This is a genomic window from Compostimonas suwonensis (assembly GCF_002797855.1).
Classification (GTDB): Bacteria; Actinomycetota; Actinomycetes; order Actinomycetales; family Microbacteriaceae; genus Compostimonas; species Compostimonas suwonensis.
In genome coordinates this window covers 575,187-593,430 of record NZ_PGFB01000001.1, presented here as the reverse complement: position 1 = coordinate 593,430, position 18,244 = coordinate 575,187, and the positions used below count along the sequence as shown (strand labels likewise).

The 18,244-nt window shown below is 72.3% G+C and carries 8 protein-coding genes; all 8 read right to left on the bottom strand.

What is annotated here, in order from left to right; translation table 11 throughout:
- Window positions 1-215: 215 nt before the first annotated feature.
- The 8 genes from CLV54_RS02600 to CLV54_RS02565 all read right to left on the bottom strand — a co-directional run bounded on the left by CLV54_RS02600 (window position 216) and on the right by CLV54_RS02565 (window position 18,225).
- Window positions 216-9,374: an LPXTG cell wall anchor domain-containing protein gene (locus tag CLV54_RS02600; RefSeq protein ID WP_100343378.1), complete on the bottom strand. Its 9,159-nt coding sequence runs from the start codon at window positions 9,372-9,374 to the stop codon at window positions 216-218.
- 104 nt (window positions 9,375-9,478) lie between these two features.
- A complete protein-coding gene (locus CLV54_RS02595; protein WP_100343377.1) occupies window positions 9,479-12,508 on the bottom strand; it encodes a fibronectin type III domain-containing protein in 3,030 nt (1,009 codons plus the stop codon).
- A 3-nt stretch (window positions 12,509-12,511) separates the two neighbouring features.
- Window positions 12,512-13,483 (bottom strand): hypothetical protein, encoded by a 972-nt coding sequence (locus CLV54_RS02590; RefSeq protein WP_100343376.1) that lies wholly within the window; start codon window positions 13,481-13,483, stop codon window positions 12,512-12,514.
- Window positions 13,480-14,319 carry a heme ABC transporter ATP-binding protein gene (locus CLV54_RS02585; protein WP_100343375.1) on the bottom strand — a complete coding sequence of 280 codons (840 nt, stop codon included), beginning with the start codon at window positions 14,317-14,319 and terminating at the stop codon, window positions 13,480-13,482. The genes CLV54_RS02590 and CLV54_RS02585 overlap by 4 nt, the downstream gene beginning before the upstream one ends.
- A complete protein-coding gene (locus CLV54_RS02580) occupies window positions 14,319-15,335 on the bottom strand; it encodes a FecCD family ABC transporter permease (protein ID WP_425430257.1) in 1,017 nt (338 codons plus the stop codon). Before CLV54_RS02580 ends, CLV54_RS02585 begins: the two co-directional genes overlap by 1 nt.
- 113 nt (window positions 15,336-15,448) lie before the next feature.
- A complete protein-coding gene (locus CLV54_RS02575) occupies window positions 15,449-16,570 on the bottom strand; it encodes a heme/hemin ABC transporter substrate-binding protein (protein WP_100343374.1) in 1,122 nt (373 codons plus the stop codon).
- 373 nt (window positions 16,571-16,943) lie between these two features.
- A complete protein-coding gene (locus CLV54_RS02570) occupies window positions 16,944-17,309 on the bottom strand; it encodes a sterol carrier family protein (RefSeq protein WP_100343373.1) in 366 nt (121 codons plus the stop codon).
- A complete protein-coding gene (locus CLV54_RS02565; protein WP_170061942.1) occupies window positions 17,302-18,225 on the bottom strand; it encodes an enhanced serine sensitivity protein SseB C-terminal domain-containing protein in 924 nt (307 codons plus the stop codon). Before CLV54_RS02565 ends, CLV54_RS02570 begins: the two co-directional genes overlap by 8 nt.
- Window positions 18,226-18,244: the final 19 nt, after the last annotated feature.

Sequence of the window (18,244 nt, the reverse complement as noted above, 5' to 3'; positions counted from 1 at the left end):
TAGGGAAAAAGGAGGATACGGACCGCAGACGCAGACGCAGACGCAGACGCAGACGGGAGAAGAGAACACGGATCGAAGAGAAAGACACACCAGAGAGGAAGACACACCGGAGAGGAAGACACACCGAAGAGGAAGACACACCCGGAAGCCACACGGGAAAAGGACAGGGGGCGGGTGCCGAAGACCTGGCACCCGCCCCCTGCTCCATGACCGCCTTAGCGTCTCGGGCTGGTCAGCCGTGATCCCCATCTCGACTGACGCCGTTGACCGGCCACGATCGTCGCTCCGGCGAGGAGCAGCAGCAGGGCGAGCGCGAGCCAGGGCGCGGCATCCGCACCCGTGGCGGGCAGCGCGGCGGACGCGGCCGGCGCGGCGGGCGCTGCCGGCGCGACCACGGGCAGGCCGTCGTCGTCGACCGTGATCACGATCGGGGACCACCCCACGAGGTTCCCGCTCGCGTCCACCACCACGAGCTTGTGCTCGCCTGCCGCGAGGCCGGAAGGCAGCGTCACCGTCACGAGACCGGAGGCGGGAACGAGGTGCCAGCCGAGGAACACGGGTGTCGAGTGCACCCAGACGCCCGCATAGTGTCCGGCTCTGTCGGCACCCACGTCGAGGGTCACCCGGCCGCCGTCGATCTCGACGATCTCGACCCCTCCGCGAGCGGTCTCGGTCAGCTCGTCGTCGGCGACCGGTGTCGGCGCCTCCGCGGGCTCGGGCACCGTCAGCACGGCTGTGTCGCTCGTCGCGACGGAGCCGGCCTCCGAAGAACCGGCCGGGCGGATGTCGCCGCCGACCGGCCCGGTCACCACGGCGCGGTACTCGGTGCCCGAGGCCGCCGGAGCCGCCGGAACGGTGAGCGCGGCATCCGTCGCACCCTCGATCGCGACGAAGCCGTCCTGACCGGGGGCTTTCGTCTCCCACTGGATGGCGGGCGCGGTGCCGCCGACCTCGACCTCGAAGGTCGCCGGCGTGCCGTCGACGGCGGTCTGCGAGCCCGGCTGCGAGACGATCGCGACGGGAACGCCGACCGTGAGCTGCGCCTCGTGCGAGACGGCGCTCTCGCCGAGCCGGTTGGAGACGACCGCGCGGAAGGCCGCACCGTCGTCGTCCGCCGTGTAGCCGTAGGCGAGCACGGCGCCGGTGGCACCGGCGACGTCCTCCCAGAGCGACGATCCGGCCGCGCGGCGCTGCCACTGGTAGCCGACCTCGGGCGTTCCGTCGGCGGCGACCTCGAAGCTCGCGACGGGCTCGCCGTTCACCGGAGCGACCGGAGCGACGAGGCTCTGCGGCTGGGCCGTGATCGCGATCGGCTGGTAGAGCACCGTGAGGGCCACGGCCTCGCTCGTGACGGTCGAGCCATCCGCGCCGCCCACGGCGACCGGGATGTCGTTGCCGACGACCACGCGGTACTGCACGCCGTCGAGCTCCGTCGTCGCCTCGACCTCGAGCGTGGCCGCGGTCGCGCCGACGATCGTCGTCCAGTCGCCGCCGACGGGCTTGCGCTGCCACTGGATGCCGGGCGCCGGGTCTCCGGCGACGGCCACCGTGAAGCGCGCCGTCGTGCCGGGCTCGACGCTCGCGGGCGTCGGCTGAGCCGTGATGCCCGCGGGCACACCGACGGTGAGCGTCGCGGCATCCGAGTTCGCCGTCGCGATGCCGTTGGAGACGACCGCGCGGAACTGCGCGCCGCCGTCCGCAGCCGTGTACGGATAGTCGAGCGTCGCGGAGGTCGCGCCGTCGATCGGAGCCCAGGCCCCGTCTCCGGCCCGCTTCTGCCACTGCACGGTCGGCGCCGGAGCGCCGCTCGCCGCGACCGTGAAGCTCGCGACAGGATCGCCGCTCGCCGGGGCCACGGGTGCCACGAGCGAGCGCGGCTGGGTGACGACCGCGGCCGGGGCCTCGGCGAGCGTCACGGCGGTCTTCGTCTCGAAGGGCGCGTATTTCACTCCGCCGCCCCCGTAGGTGTAGACGCCGTAGTCGCCCGTCTTGTCGAACTGGCCGCTCTTCACGGTCAGCGTCGTCTCGAAGCTGCCGTCCGCCTTCAGCTCGACGGCGCCCGCCGCGGTTCCGCCGATCGTCTGCACGTCGTCCGCGAGCACGGCCCACTTCTGGTCGATGATGTTGCGACCGGTGGTGGTGACCGTGGGCTGCCAGCTGTCGGCGAACTTGCCGAAGACGACGTAGACGCCTCCGAAGCGGCCGGCGAGCGGCGGCCGCGCCGCGGTGGTCGTCGGCGGGTCGGCCAGGAAGCCGGTTCCCGTGACGGTGACCGTCTCGCCGTCCGGGTCGAGGCCCGTGGTCTTCGAGACGGTGACGGTGGGGGTCGGACGGTTCACCGTGAGCGTCGCCTCGTCGGAGACGACGGCCTCGCCGATGCCGTTGGAGACGACCACCCGGTAGATCGAGCCGTTCGCCTCGAGCCCGGCGGCGGGCGAGTAGCTCGCCGCCGTCGCGCCCTCGATGTCGGTCCACTCGTCGCCGCTCTTCAGCTGCCACTGGTAGCCGGGATCGGGCCGTCCGGATGCCGCGACCGTGAACGTCGCGGCGTCGCCGAGCTCGACCGTGGCCGACGCCGGCTGCTGCGTGATCGCGGCAGGCTGACCCACCGTGATCGGCACGTACATGTCGAAGTCGTGGGTGGGCTCGGAGCCGTTCCGCGGCGAGGCGAACACGGCGAAGCCGTACTCCTTGGAGGGGTCGAGCGCTCCGGCGCTCAGCTGCACCCAGGTGTGGTAGTAGCTGAAGTCGCCCTGCGCCAGGGAGCCGCCGATGAGCTGCTCGCGCGGAACCGCGGCGTCGCCGGGCTGCCACACGCTCTTCTCGACGATGCCCCAGGTCAGGAGCTTGTCGGAGCCGGCCGGGAAGTCCGGGACCTTGCCGAAGACGACGTCGATCCGGTGGGCCGCCGCCGGGTCGAGGATCTCGGAGTCCGACCAGAGGTGCACCGGCGGATCCTGCGTCGGCAGCACCGTGAGCGTGGCCGACTCGGAGACGACGGGCTCGCCGATCCCGTTGTCGAGGATCGCCCGGTAGCGGTAGCCCGAGTCGGCGAGGGTGAGCCCGCTGAACTCGAGCGCACCGCCCGTGCCCTGGCCGGGCAGTGCCTCCCAGGTCTCGCCGTCGCGGCTGCGCTCCCAGCTGGCGGTCGGATACGGCGCGCCGTCGGCGGAGACCAGGATGTAGGAGGTGCCGCCCTCGAAGGCGACGTTGTCCTGCGGCTGGGCGTCGATGACGACGGGCGAGGTCGTGAGCGCGAGTGTGACCTCCTCGGAGACCGCCTGGCCTTCCGAGTTGCTCGCGATCACGCGGAACGCGGCTCCGTCGTCGGCCGGGTAGGCGGAGTTGAAGGAGTAGTTCGCGCTCGTCGCGCCCGCGACATCCGCCCAGGTGCCGTCTGCGGCCTTGCGCTGCCACTGGTAGGCGGGCGCGGGGTATCCGCTCGCGGCCGACTGGAAGCCGACGTACCAGCCGGCGCCCGTCGTGACCGACTCGGGCTGCTTCGTGAACACCGGCGCGGCCGCGAGGGTCACCCGGATGGCGGCAGCGGCGGTCGTGACCGTCTCGTCGCCGAGGGTGCCGACGGCGCGGACCGCCGCTCCGTTCCACTCTGCGACCGTGACGGCGGCGAGGGTCAGGGTCGACGAGGTCTCGCCGTCGAGGTCGGTCCAGTCTCCGCCGGCCTTCTTGGCCTGCCACTGCACGGCGACCTCACCGCTGGAGGCGACGGCTCGCGCCGTGAACACGGCGTCCGTCCCTTCCCGCACGTCCACCGGGCCGGGCTCCTGCACGAAGAGCGGTCCGAACTCGGGCGCGGAGCCCTCGAGGTCGACCTCGATCGGCAGCGGCGGCTTGTTGGGGTCTGCGGTCAGGCCGCTCGTGTGCCAGTAGCTCGAGAGCCCCGTGGCGTACTGGAAGTCGACGAACGACTGCGGCCAGGATCCCCAGTCGGGGTTGCTCGCCTTGGCCGCGGCGGGGATCGCCGAGGTCGTGGAGCGCTCCGACTGCGGGTCGAGCGGGTTGGCGAGCGGGAAGTAGTCGACGCCCTTGTACACGGGGTCGATCGTGAGCGCGCCGTCCACGATGCTCGCACCGCGCACGGTCGCGATCTCGACGCCCTGACGCGGCTCGAGCGGGATCTTCACGTCCGGGTTGTCCATGGAGCTGCCGAAGCCGCCCACGTTCGCGGTGATCGAGCCGTCGCCGTTCTCGTCGAGCACGAGGAGCGGGTTCTCGAAGTACCAGCTCACGAGGCCGCCGTAGGCGTTGATCGTGCCGGCCCCCGTCCACTGGATGCTCGTCTCGCCGTTCTCGCTCGTGTAACCGGTGCCCTCGGTGAAGAGGAAGCGCTGGTCGATGCTCGTGGAGCCTTCCGTCGCCGGGGTGCAGCGGGTGCTCACACCCACGACCTCGTTGCCTCCCTCCGCCGTCTTCTTGACGACGTAGACGTTCCCGTCGACCGACTGGTAGTCGCCGCCGAGGCCCTGCACGGTGCCGGCGACGAAGTAGTTGCAGCCGCCGGCCGGGGACGCGCCCTGGTGCACGTTGTTGAAGCCGAACTCGACGGTCGCCCCGGAGAGCGGGGTCCTGCCGGGCTCCTGACCCACGAGGTAGATCGGGGTCACGCTGTCGAGCGAACGGTCCTCGAGCACGTCGTCACGGTAGGTGACGATCTCGTAGGCGGTGTTCGGGTCGAGGGTCCCGGCCGGCAGGGTGAGCGGGCTCGTCCAGTAGCCGCCTCCCGAGCGCAGCGAGGCGCCCGTGCGCAGCACGGTGGAGATACGATCCTCGACCGCGACCTGGCTGCCGGGCGACCACGTGCCCGCCTCGACGAGCACGGTCCGCATGCGGCCGGTGAAGTCGTCGGGCACGGTGAAGCCGCCGCCGCGCAGGGTCGCGGAGAGGGGCGCCGCCGGGTCGATGGGGGTGTTCGGGTCCAGGAGGACCCGGCGACCGTCGACCGCCACGACATCGATGGTCACGGCGTCGGTGACAACGGGCTCTCCGATGCCGTTGCTGCCGACGGCGCGGTAGAGGGCGCCGTCCTCCTCGAGCACACCGACGATCGCGACGGAGGGGTACGGGGTCCCGAAGTCCGTCCAGCTCGCGCCGCCGTCCGTGCTCTTCTGCCACTGCCAGCTGGGTGCCGGCGCGCCCGTTCCCGTGACGCCGATGATGACGCTCTGGGTCGCGAAGATGCGGGCGTCGCGGGGCTGCTGCGTGATCGCGGGCGCCTCGACCGTGACGGTGAGGGTCGCGACCTCGGAGACGACGGGCTCGCTCACGCCGTTGCTCACGACGACCCGGAACAGGTCGCCGTCCTGCGCGACCCCCGCGCCGACGCTCAGGCTGCTCGTGGTGGAGCCTGCCGGCGTCCAGCTCGCGCCGTCGTCCGTGCTCCTCTGCCACTGGTAGGCGAGGGTCGAGCCGGTGGCCTGCACCTGGAAGCTCGCGGTCCCGCCGGCCCGCACCGTGACGGACTGCGGCTGGGTCTGGATGACGGGCGCGACGAGCGCCTCGACGGTGAGCGTCGCGGGGGCCGAGACGACCGTGCCGCGCGGGCTCGTCACCACGGCGCGCACGACGAGGCCGTTGTGCGCGGCGACCGTGACGTCCGGGATGCTCAGCGTCTCGGAGGTCTCGCCCTCGAGGTCCGTCCAGTCCTCGGCGGTGGCGCCCTGCTCCTGCCACTGGATGCCGTTCGGCGCGGGGTTGCCGCCGCCGAGGGCGGTGAACTGCACGTCCGCGCCCTCGCTCACCGTGAGGCTCGCGGGGTTGCGCACGAGTACGGGATCGGTCTCGGGGAGCTCGAAGTCGTAGTCGACCGTGAACGGCAGCGGCGGCTTCTTGGGGTCGGCGACCCCGCCGCTCGTGTGCCAGTAGCTGGAGAGCCCTGTCGCGTACTGGAAGTCGACGAACGGCTCAGGCCATGAGCCCCAGTCGGGGTTGCCCGCCTTGACATCGGCCGTGATGGCGGATGTCGTCTGCCGGCCCGAACTCGGGTCGAGCGGGTTGTTGAGGGGGAAGTAGTCGACGCCTCGGAAGACCGGGGTCACCGTGAAGCCGCCGTCGTCGGAGACATCCGCGCCGGAGACGGTCGCGATGACGACGCCCTCGGTCGGCGGCAGCGGCTCCTTGACGTTCGGGTCGGCCATCGACGAGCGGAAGCCTCCGACCCGGGCGACGACGGTGCCGTCGCCCTGCGCGTCGAGCGTGAGCTTCGGGTCTTCGACGTACCACGGCACGAGTCCGCCGTAGGCGTTGACCGTCGCGGCGCCGTGCCACTGGATCTCGACCGCGCCGGTCTGCGGGTCGCGCTCTCCGTCGCCCGAGGTGAAGAGGATGCGCTGGCCGTTGCTGCCGCCTTCGCCGAGCGGTAGGCAGCGGTTGCCTTCGCCGACGGCGACGAAGGACCCGTCAGCGGTGCGCTTGAGGATCGAGACGTCGCCGGAGCGGGTCAGATAGCTGGATGCCGTGCCGTCGGACTTCCCGGCGACGAAGTAGTCGCAGCCGCCGAACTGGGCCCCGCCCTGGTGCTGGTTGTTGATCGCCCACTCGAAGCTCGCCTCGGTGATGGGCGTGGGCACACTCTGGCCGTCGATGGGCAGGAGGGTGCGGGTGTCGTAGCCGCGGTCGGCGAGGTCCGTGCTGAACGTCACGAGGTAGTAGCGCACGCTCGGGTCGATGAGGCCCGGGTAGAGGCTCACGAGCTGATCGGACTGGTGCCCGCCGTACTCGAGCAGGTTGGAGGCGTAGAGGGTCTCGCTCCAGACGAAGGTCGAGGGGTCCGGGGTGTTCGTGCCCTCGAGCGCGCTCTCGGGGACGAGGGCGGCCTGGATGTCGGTCGTCGAGCCTTCGGGCACGGTGAAGCCCGCGAAGGACGCCCGCAGGGAGTAGGTGCTGCCGAGCTGCGTCGGGTCGACGGGCGCGCCGAGGACCCAGGCGACGGTCTTGCCGTCGACCGGCAGGACGGTGAGCGAGCGGGGCTCGCTCGTGACCGCATCGCCCACGCCGTTCTCGAAGACGGCGCGCACGAGGAGGCCGCTCTGGTCGAGGCGCGGGTGCTCGATGGAGTAGGTGGAGCCCGAGACCCCCTCGCTCACGGCGGTCCACGTGTCGCCGCCGTCCGCGCTCGTCTGCCAGGTGGCGACGGGTGCGGGGATTCCGGAGGCGTTGGCGCGGAACGCGGCGCGGGGCGCGCCCTCGAGGACGACGAGGTCCTGGCCGGAGCCGACGATCGCGGGCGCCTGCGTCGCGACCGTGAGGGTCACGACATCCGATTCGAGCGAGCCGTTGACGAGCACCCGCACGCGGGTGCCGTCATCGTCGATGCCGGCCGTGAGCGCGAGCTTCGAGTCGGTGGCGTCGGGGATGTCGTTCCAGCTCTCGCCGTCCGTGCTGCGCTGCCACTGGTAGTGGACGGGGTTGCCCGCGGCGACGACCGTGAAGCCCGCGGTCTGGCCGGCGTCGACCGACGCGGCGACCGGCTGGCTCGTGATGGTCGCGTCGACCTCGTCGAGGCGCACCGTGACGGGCAGCGGCGGCTTCATGAGGTTGAGCCCCGAGCACGAGGTCGTGTAGTAGTGCGCCTGCACGGAGGTCGGCACGAAGTCGATCCACGCGGAAGGCCACGAGCCGCCCGCGCCGTCGCAGGCCTGCCAGGGGCTGCCGCCCACGGGGGTGTAGGAGCGCCCGGCGTACTCGGGCACGGCCGTGATCACGCCGTCGTCGACGGTGACGCTCGAGAAGGTCGCGAGCACGATGCGCGTGGGGCCGGCTGCGGGGGCCGGCGCGCCGCTCATGTCGAGGCCCGCGGGAATGTAGGCCTCGAAGCTGAGGGAGCCGGTCGCGTCGTCCTCGATCGTGAGCACGGGGTCGCGCAGGGTCTCGTCGGGGGCGCCGTACTGGCCGTTGTAGGCGTTGAGCACCCAGTCGCCGGTCTCGTCCCATGTGATCGTGCCCGCACCCGTCTGGGCGTCGAGGGCGCCCTGGCCGTCTTCGAAGCGCACGAGGTTGAAGTTCTTGATCAGGTCGGCGTCGAGGCCGGAGACGGTCTTGCCGTTGAGCGTGGAGGTGGAGACGTCGTCGCCCGAGGCCGTCATCGACCAGGCGCCGAAGACGCCGTACTGCGCGTAGCGGCTGTACGCCCACTCGAGCTGGGCGCCGTCGACCTCGACGGTCTGCGGGGCGGGGGGCGTGACCGTGAGGCTCGCGGCATCCGAGGTCACGGATCCACCGGGGCCCGACACGACGACCCGGAAGCGCGCGCCGTCGTCGTCGCTCGTGGCGACGAGCTCGTAGCCCGCCGTCGTGGCGCCGTCGATCGGCGACCAGCTGCTGCCGTCGTCTGATCGCTCCCAGATGTAGGAGAGCGGCTCGCCGCCGTCGGCCGTCACCTGGAACGAGGCGGTCTCCCCCGCGACGACGGTCGTGCTCGCGGGCTGCGCCGTGATGCTCGGTGCCACCGGGGCGGGCGCGAGCTCGAAGCCGACGCTGATCGGCAGCGGCACCTTGAAGGCGTCGGTGCTCAGGCCGCTCGAGTACCAGTACGACGACTGGCCCGTGAGCAGCTGGTAGTCGACCATGCTCTGCGGGAAGGAGCCCCAGTTGTCGCCCGTGCGCACCTGCGGCGACGCCGAGGCGGGCAGCTCGACCTCCACCCCGAGGTAGTCGGGCGACACCTCGAAGCCGTCGTCCGTGACATCCACGCCGTTGAGCACGGCGAGGGTCACCTCGGCGGTGGGCAGCGGCTGGAAGACGTCGGGGTCGTCCATGCTCGTGCCGAAGCCGCTCAGGGTCGCCGTGAGCTCGCCGCTGCCGTTCGAGACGATCAGGTGCGGGTCGCTCACGTAGAACTGGGTCATGCCGCTGTAGAACGCCACGGTGAAGTCGCCGGTCCACTGGATGTCGGCGCTGTCGGCGTCGGCGTCGGCGTCACCCGTGCCGTCGCCGATGACGACGCGGTGGTTCGAGAACTGGCCGCTCGTCGGGCTCGGGATCGTGCCGCCGGCGGGTGTCGTCTTGAGCCCCGCCCAGGTGGCCGTCGCGTAGCTGCCGTCGGCCTGCTGCTTCTCGATCGTGACGTCGCCGCTCGTGGCCGCCCACTCGCTCTCGGAGATGGTGTCGGCGCCGCTCGTCTTGGGCGCCTTGCCCGCGCTGAAGAAGTTGGAGGTGCCCGGCGCGAAGGCCTTGTTGTTCGCCTCGTTGCTGAGGCCCCAGCGGAAGACCGCGTCGGACACGGCGGTGCCCGCGGGATCGTCGGCGAAGGCCGGGGCGGCAGGGGATGCCACGAGGGTCGAGAGAGCCAGCGCGGCCGCGGTGGCGGTCGCGAGGACCGCTCTGCGCAGACGCGGGCGAGGACGATTGTCGTTCACGTGTACTCCGGATGTGGATGGTGGGCTGGTGCGAGGCGCCCGAACACAGAGAGTGTTCAGGGTTAGCTTAGCCTTACCTTATTAAGGTAAGGCAAACCTATCTTTTAACTTTTTCCTGTGGTAGTGGACCGCGCCGCGGGTGCGATCGGGATGACACGCGAGACGATGAGCACACCACCTCCTGCCGCGGCGAGAGCGATCAGCAGGAGGCCTGCGAGCACCGCGGCGAAGAGGAGGACCTCCCGGTTGTCGAGGGTCTCGGCTACCGGGGCCTGCTGGATGACGACGACGGAGCCCACGGCGGCCGGTGCGGCGTCGGCGAGCGGAGCCGGGTCGGCGAGGGCCGGCGCGGCTGGGCGCACGGGTGCCGGGGCCGCACGGCGAACCGGGGGTGCGTGCTCCGCCGAGGGCGCCGCCGACGCCGGCCGAGGAGCCGTCGGTGACGGCGGGTTCCGCACAGGAGGCGGCACGACCTGTTCGCCGCCTCCCCCGTTCGCGGGCGGCGGGGGCGGCGGGGTGAACTCGGAGGCGATGTAGCCGACCGTGACGGGGAGCGCCGGCTTGGCGGCATCCGCCTGCCCGCCGCTCGAATACCAGTAGGCCGATTGCCCCGTCGCCGTGTGGAAGTCGACGAAGTCCTGCGGGAACGAGCCCCAATCGGGCCCGCTGCGGGACTGCGGGGTGCGGCCGCCGTCGGTGTCGACGGCGACGCCGCGATAGTCCGGGGTGATCGTGAAGCCCTCGCGACCGGTCTGGACGCCGTGCAGCACCGCGAGCGTCACCTCGCGCTCGGCCAAGGGCTCCCACTTGTCGAGGTCGTCCATGTCGGTGCCGAAACCGCCGACGGTCGCCGTGAGCGTTCCCACGCCGTCGACGACCCTCAGCACGGGATCGCTCAGGTACCAGAACGACATACCGCCGTAGTAGGCGACCGTGACGTCGCCGGTCCAGCGGATCTCCGCGCTGTTCGTGGCGGGCTCGACCGTTCCGCCGCCGCCCGAGAAGACGAACTGGCTCTCGCCGTAGGCCGACGACGAGCCCGAGCTGAGCGTCCGCCCCGTGCGGTCGAGGCACTTGTTCTGCCAGGTGGCGGGCCGGTAGCGCCCCTGCGCATCGGGCTTCTCGATCGAGACCTCGCCCGCCGACGACGCGAACTGCGCGGGCTCGAAGACCTTCGCCCCGCCCGCATCGGGCGAACGCCCGGCCGAGAGGAAGTTGCAGCCCCCGAAGTAGGCGCCGTTGTTGCTCTCGTCGTTGATGCCCCAGCGCAGCACGGCGTCGTCGAGGTCGAGCACACCCGCCGTGCTCGGCACGATCTGCACGGCCACCGCGAGCGGCGCGGGGGCACCGGGCTGGCCGTCGAGACTCGCGTCGGTGAAGAAGACCGCGTAGTGCCGACCCTGCCCGAGACCCGAGGTCGAGAGGCGCACGGATGCCGCGGGCACAGCGCCCTCGACGGCGCCGGCGAAGCTCCCCGAGCCGAACCACCACACCTCGCCGCTCTCGCCGTCGCCCCACGGCACCGCCAACTGCGCGGTCTCGCCCGCCTCGACCGTCAGCACGTCGTCGCCCGCACGCACCGCCGCTCCCGTGCGCAGCGCCTCGTCGAGCGCCGCCCGATCGGCGAACGGCGGCACACGAGTGCCGGGCTCGGAGGCCTGCGGCAGAGTCACGCGCGCGCCGTAGTCGGAGAGCCCGCCGACGCCGTTCGCGTTGACGGCCGCGTACCGCACCGAGTAGCCCGCCCCCGGGCGCAGGCCGCCGAACTCCGCCGTCGGAGCCGTGCCCGGCACGGCCGGCAGCTCCACGCTGTCGCGCAGGCCGAAGCCGGACTCGTACAGCTCGACGCGGTAGGCCGTGACCGCCGAGCCACCGGCGAACCGACCGGTCACCTCTGCTCCCTTCCAGCTCAGCGAGCGGGCCGAGACGGCGACGGGAGCGGCCGGCTTGTTCGACCACTCGATGCCCGGCGCCCGCGCGCCGAGGGTCTGCGCAGCGTAGGGCGCGCTCCAGGCCGGCACCGCGCTCGTGGCGGAGCTCGTGCGGTAGCGCTTCTGACCGTCGACGAGGTCGTAGGCGACGACGGCGGCGAGGTATCTGCTCGCGCCGCTCAGGCCCGTGACCCGCAGCGTCGTGCGATCGCCCGCGTCGATCACGGCCGTCACGAAGTTGTTCGCCGACGTCGCGTTCATGTCGTACAGCCGCTCGAAGACCCGCACGAGATAGCCGCTCGGTGGTGGGTTCTGCGCGTCCGACGCCGCGGCATCCCAGTCGACGCGGAAGCCGTCCGCGCTCGGCTCGCCGAGCCGCGGGGTTCCCGCCCGCTGGGATGAGAGGGCGCCGGCGCTCGCGGCGTGCAGGGTGAGCGGCTCGCTCACGAGGGCGTCCGTCATCCGCCCGGCTCCGTCGAGGGGCGTGAGCCGGGCCGTGACGGTGACGCGGCCGAAGCCGATGCTCTCGAAGCGATGCGCCGTCTCGTCGCCGTCGAGCTCCACACGCGCGATGAGCGCGTTGCCGTTGGCGACGCCCGTCCCCGCGAAGAGCTCGAGCTGGTAGCCGAGCGGGGCCGAGCCCTCCTGCGGCGCCCAGCGCACGTCGACCCCGTAGTCGATGGCCGCGGGATCGCCCGAGAGCACAACGGTTCCGGCAGACGGCGGCTGGGCGGAGCCCTCGTCGATCGCGGCCGACGGTGTCGTCGGGATCCCGATGGTCGCGCGCTGATCGGTGGGCCGCTGTGCCTCAGCCTCCGGCGGCCAGGGGCTCGGGCCCGGCTGCGGCTGCGGACCGGCGGGCTCGGCGAGGTCGACGGGATCTGCGGGATCGAGGGGCTCGGCCGTCGGCGCCGAGCCACCGGTCGGATCGGACGCCGCTTCCGGGGCGATCGGATCGGGGCCCGGACCGGAATCCGCCGGGGCCTCGGGCGTCGCGGCGCCACCGGGTTCGTCGGCGAGATCGCCGCCGGCCCCGGAGGGAGGCTCTGCGGTCGGGTTCGAGGCCGGCTCGCCGGGCCCAGCCATGTGGCCGGACGGCTCCGCGGCGACCGCGGGATTCGCTGCCGACGCGAAACCGAGCAGCGCGACGACCAGCGCCACCCCTGCGAGAGCGCCGCCGCGCCGCCGAGATCGTGTTGTCATGGCCTACGCCCCCGCCGCCGCGGGCGGCGAGGACGGCGGCGGATCGCCTCGTCCCCTCCGACGGGCGCTCAGCACGGCCCAGACCAGGAAGCCGATCGCCGCGAGCGCGAGCACGCCGACGGCCGCGACCGCCCAGAGCAGGATGCCGAAGAGCCCGTCGTCGTCGACGTCGCCGGCCGGCGCCGCCGCGACGATCGTCGTGGTGACCGGGGCCGGGGCCTGCACCGACGACGAGGGCTGCGGCTCCTGCGCCGGTGCCCCCTGCTGCGCCTCGGCGGCGTGCTGCTCGGCCTCGGCGGCGAGAACCTCCTGCTCGGCGGCGGCCGCTGCCGCGGCATCCGGATCGTCGGCGTAGAGGTCGCGGAAGGCTATCGGGGTGAAGCTCTCGTTGCTGGGATTGGCGACCCCGTGTGCGCCGATCGTGATGATCCCGCACTGCAGCTGCAGGCAGTCGACCGTCGAGACGTTGCCATCGCGGTCGTACGACTCGAAGCTCGAGCCCGGGATCTTCATCGTCGCCGACCAGGTTCCGTCGGCCGCGATCGTGCCGCCGTTGGCCGCGTACTCGGTCGAGCTGCCGGGGAAGCTCACGAAGAGCTGATAGCCCACCGGGTTCTCCTCGTCGTCGTAGACGTAGCGGTAGTCGCTGCCCGTCTGGCCGCCGGAGCTCGGCGCCCATCCTCCGCCCGCCACCCAGCCGAAGAACACGTAGACGCCGCCGAAGCCGCTCGCGATCGACTGGAAGCCCGAGCCCGAGAGCGTGACCTCGGTGAGATAGTTCGGGTCTGCGACGGCCACGAGGTCGGGGCGGTCCACGACCGTCACAGACACCCGCCCCTCTGCGTGGGCTGCGGGCACGGCGGTGCCGAGGACCAGGGCGGATGCCGCGACCACGGTCACGGCCGCCGCAAAGGCCCGGCGCAGAGCACGCCCCTTCCGCGCGACTGCCGGGGGATGGGTCTGGAGCGTGTTCATGGGGTCTCCGAATCGGTGGCGGCGCCGTCGTGGCGCAGAGGGACGACGATGATGGTTCCCGTCACGGGGTGCCGCACGATCTCGACCGGGTGGTCGTAGACCACGCTGAGCAGAGGAGCCGTGAGCACCTCCTCGGGCGTGCCGTCGGCGACGATCCGCCCCTCGGCGACGAGGGCGATCCGGTCGGCGTAGGCGGCGGCGAGACTCAGGTCGTGCAGCACGACGACGGCCGCGTCGCCTCGGCGGGCGCCCGCGCGCACGAGGCGCAGCAGGTCCTCCTGGTGCCGGAGGTCGAGGGCGGCGGTCGGCTCGTCGAGCAGCACGATCCCGGCGCGCTGGGCGAGGATGCGCGCGAACCCCGCCCGGGCCCGCTCGCCGCCCGAGAGCGAGGGCAGCTGCCGCGGGGCGAAACGCCGCAGCCCGGTCGAGTGGAGCGCCTCGAGCACCGCATCGTCGTCGTCGGTGTCGCGCGGGGTGTTCTGCCAGGGCGCGCGCCCCATCTCGACGACCTCGCGCACCGTGAACGGGAAGAAGACCCCGTGCTCCTGCAGCAGCACGGCGCGGCGGCGGCCGAGCTCCCGCAGGCTCCACTCGGCGAGATCGCGCCCGGCGATCGTCACGCGTCCGGTCCCGTGCTCCTGGTCGCCGGTCACGACCGAGAGCAGCGTCGATTTGCCGGCCCCGTTCGGCCCGATGAGCGCGACGACCTCGCCCGCGTGCGCCGTGAGCGAGACGCCGTCGAGGATCGTCTTGCCGTCGATCGCGACCGAGACGTCGCGCACCTCGACGGCCGGGTCGCCGGGCGAGAGCGACGCGGGCACGGCGGTGCGCGCCATCAGCCCCACCCTCCCGCGCGCCTGCGCGTTCGCCGCAGAAGCCAGAAGAAGAACGGGCCGCCGACGAGCGAGGTGAGCAGGCCGATCGGCAGGTCGGCCATGGGGATCGCGGTGCGGGCCACGAGATCGGCCGTCACGAGCAGGAGCGAGCCGCCGAGGGTCGAGGCGATGAGCAGCGGCAGATGCGCCGGGCCGATGATCATGCGCATGAGGTGCGGGATCACGAGGCCGACGAAGGCGATGATGCCGCAGAAGGCGACCGCGCCCCCGACGAGCAGCGCGACGAGCACGATCGCCAGCACGCGCAGCCCCTCGACGTTGACGCCCAGGTGGCGGGCCGCCTTCTCGCCCAGCGAGAGCAGGTCGAGTCGCCGCGAGAGCGCAAGCCCCACGGCGATCCCCACGATCGCGATGGGCAGCACGACCCAGACGTCCTGCCACCGGGAGCCGTTGAGGCTGCCGAGCTGCCAGAAGACGATCGCCTCGCGCGACTGCGTGTCGCCGAGGAAGGTGAGGAGGGCCAGGCCCGCGCCCGTCACGGCGTTGACCGCGATGCCCGTGAGCACGAGCGTCACGACCTCGGTCTTGCCGTTCGCGCGCGACACCGAGTACACGAGGAGGGTCACGAGCAGCCCCGTGGCGAAGGCGGCGATCGCGATCGTCCACTCCCCGAAGAACGCCCAGCCGAAGACGATCGTGGCCGACGCACCGAGGGCGGCGCCCGAGCTCACCCCCACGACACTCGGCTCGGCGAGCGGGTTGCCGAAGATCGCCTGCATGATCATGCCGGCCGCGGCGAGCGCCGCACCGACGAGGATCGCCATGACGACCCGGGGGAAGCGGATGTTCCACAGCGCGCTGTCGCCGTTCGGATGCGACGGGGCCGGCCAGATGGTGATGCCGAGCTTCTGCGTGATCGAGCCGAGCACCTCCTCGGGCGCGATTGTGAGCTGCCCGATGCCCGCCGCGAGGAGCGAGACGATCACGAGCGCGACCGCGAGCCCCGTGAACAGCAGCGCGCGGCGCCGGGTGCCGACGCGCTTCGGCAGCGGATCGGCGTTCGCGTCGGGGCCGGCGTCGAGCTGCGCCTCGCTCGGAGTGCGGCTCGCCGCGGCATCCTGGGCCGTGGTCACGACGATGCCCCGCCGGTCTGCCCGGGCGCGTAGATCGCCTTGGCGAGGGCGTCGAGCACACCCGCCGTGCGCGGGCCGAAGCTCAGGATCTCGTAATCGCTCATGTCGACGATGCGGCGGTTCTGTCCGGCCGGCGTCTGTGCGACGGCCGGGATGCGCTCGAGCAGGCCGTCGACGCCGTCGACCGACTCGAGGCCCTTCGTCATCATGAGCAGGATGTCGGGCTGCGCCTTCACGAGCGCCTCGGCCGTCATCGGCCGCATGCCCTGCCAGCCCACCTCGCCCGCGACGTCGACACCGCCGAGCGCGGTGATGAGGGCGTCGGCCCCCGAGTCCTCGCCGAAGATGTAGTAGACGCCCGCGTTGCCGCGCACGTAGAGGAACATGATGCGCGGGCGGTCGGCGGGATCCTCGGGCGTGACGGCGGCGATCTCCGCGATCTCGGCGTCCACCTCGCCGCGCACCCGTGCGGAGAGCTCGCGGCCGGCCTCGGGCACGCCGAGGGCGCCGGCGACCATCGTCACGATCTCCTCGATGTTGTCCATGCTGCGCTCGGGCGTCACGACGACGACGGGGATTCCGGAGTCGCGCATCTGCAGCACGACGTCCCACGGGCCGATCGACGAGTCGGTGATGATCACCGAGGGGTTCAGCGCGAGGATGGCCTCGCCGCTCAGCTCGTGCCCGTTCTGGGTGACGAGCGGCAGGTCGGCCGCACCGTCGAAGCTCGTCGAGGTGTCCCGTCCGACGACGCTGTCGCCGAGGCCCAGGCCGAAGACGGTCGCGGCGAGGGAGCCGTAGATGTCGAGCGCGAGGATGCGGCTCGTGTCGGTGACGGTCACCTCGGTGCCCTGGTTGTCGACGATCGTCGCGGGCAGCGCTGGCTGCGGGTCGTCGGCGACGGGCTCGATGCCCGTGTCCTCCATGCATGCCGTGGACTCGCCGACGTGGGTCTTGGGATCTGCGACGAGGTCGAGCTCGGCGAGAGGGGTGCCCGCCGCCGCGCAGCCCGCGCCCTCACCGCCGTGCGGAGCGGGGGTGCAGCCGCTCAGGACGAGCGCTCCGAGCGTTGCGGCGACGAGGGTGGTCCTGCTGAGGATGGTGCGGAGAGTGGTCATGGTCCGAACTGGTCGAGGATGCGCGGCGCGCGTCTGGTGGGGGCGGCGCATGGCGCGGGGAACGCGATTCGCGGTCGGAGGCGCGACGAATAGCGGTCGATATCGGCCGTTCGGCCGATGTCGATCGCGCGAAAGTGTCTCGATGCCGAGCGAATCGGTATCAAACTAGTTAGGCAAGGCTCACCTTGTCAAGGTAAGCCTTACCTACATTATTAAACTCCCGATCAGAGGCTATCGATCGGGCGATTCGACCCTCGCGCCGCCCGGGTTCGGCGTTCGTGGCACGTGGATGTCGTGCGGGCACGTGAAAAGTCGCGTGCCCGCACGACATCCACGTGCCGCGACGAAGAAACGGGCGGTGAGGGGCTGCCGCTCAAAGCGGCAGCGGCACGTGGCCCGTGAGGTCGGCGCGCTGGCCGGAGGCGTGCACTCGGCCGGTGGCGATGGCGTCGGCCCAGGTGACGGCGCCCGTGGCGAGGGCGAGCCAGGTCGCGGCATCCGTCTCGATGACGTTCGGCGGGGTTCCGCGGGTGTGCCGGGGGCCTTCGATGCACTGCACGGCCGCGAACGGCGGCACGCGCACCTCGACGGTGTTGCCCTCGGCGCGCTCGGCGAGGATCTGCAGCGAGTACCGCACGGCCGTCGCGAGGGTGGTGCGGTCGACGGCGGCGGCATCCGCCCCGGTCGCGCTGCGCACGGCCTCGCGCCCCACGCCGTCGTCGATGCGCGCTCTAGCCATGGCTGCCATCCGCGCCGGATGCACCAGCCGTGCCAGCCGTGCCAGCCGCGCCATCGTCTGCGCCCGCGCCACCCGCAGGCGCGGCCGTCGTGGGCGAGGTGCCGTCGCCCGGCGAGCCCGCGCCGTAGAACGGGCCGACGTGGTTGACCAGCCAGGTGAGCCCGGCCGGCCCCGTGCGCGCGAAGGTGATCTCGACGCCGAAGCCCGGGTCGGTGCCGCGCAGCGCGGAGTTGATGGCCTCGACGACGGCCCGGCGGTCGTCCTCCCCGTTTTCGACGAGCTCCACCTCGATGAGCAGCACGGGCGGCAGCTCGCCGATCTGCACCCAGGCCCTGCGGGCGCTCACGGCGGGCGGCACGGCGCGCAGGGCGGCCGCGACCGTGCTCACGAGCTCGGCCGGCTCTGTGGGCGGCTCGCCGACGCGGATGCGTGTGCCCGGCTCGATCGGGTTGACGCCGGGGATCGACTCACCCGGCTGCCCGACCTCGAGGTCGGGGCTGAGCCCGAGGGCCTCGCGCACAGCGTGGTGCGGCATCACGAGGCTGATCTCCTGGCCCGCGTTCACCGAGGCACCGATGGGAGGCGGCAGCTGCTCGAGGAAGTCCCGGGCGGCGGGCGGGTTGATGGCCCGGCGGTCGGGGAAGCTCGCGGCGAAGAGCTCGACGGAGGTGTAGACGGGAACCACCTCGTGGCCGTCGTGGTCGAGGATGAGCAGCCCCGGCGGGTCGTTCTCGTCGAAGTCGCCGGTCAGCAGCCCCTCGTCGCCGCCGAACGGCACCCACACGGGCGCGTCGAGCAGAGCCGCGATGACGTCGTCGACGGGCACCTCGCCGCGATACGCGGCCGCGAGCGTGCCCTCGAGATCGTTGTGCGGAAAACCGCCGCTCTGTTCGCCGCTCACCGGTTCGTCGCTCATCCGTCCCACGCTAGGCGTC